We start from the raw sequence: 249 nt of genomic DNA, 5'->3' as shown, positions 1-249 counted from the left end.
ATATGGAAGGCTTGCGCATGGACGAGGCGATGCATCCCCTGGCAATTCTGGCGGTGGGCATGTACGGGCGGCTGTTGCCCAACCAGAATGGCGCGCCGTTGCGCCTGGTGGTGCCGTGGAAGTATGGCTTCAAGAGCATCAAGTCTATCGTGCGTATCAGTCTGGTCCGCGAGCAGCCGAAGACCACCTGGGAAAGCATTGCCGCCAACGAGTACGGGTTCTATGCCAACGTCAATCCGCAGGTCGACC

General features: G+C 59.8%; 1 protein-coding gene. It reads left to right on the top strand.

Annotated elements, in window-relative coordinates; translation table 11 throughout:
* Positions 1–17: 17 nt before the first annotated feature.
* The coding region (locus tag ACNQO6_RS18475) for a molybdopterin-dependent oxidoreductase (protein WP_440209917.1) at positions 18–249 on the top strand (232 nt) is incomplete at its 3' end.

The organism is Acinetobacter calcoaceticus (genome assembly GCF_051947995.1).
GTDB lineage: Bacteria > Pseudomonadota > Gammaproteobacteria > Pseudomonadales > Moraxellaceae > Acinetobacter.
Note: the sequence above shows the minus strand (reverse complement) of the source record. Positions and strands in the feature narration are given on the sequence as shown.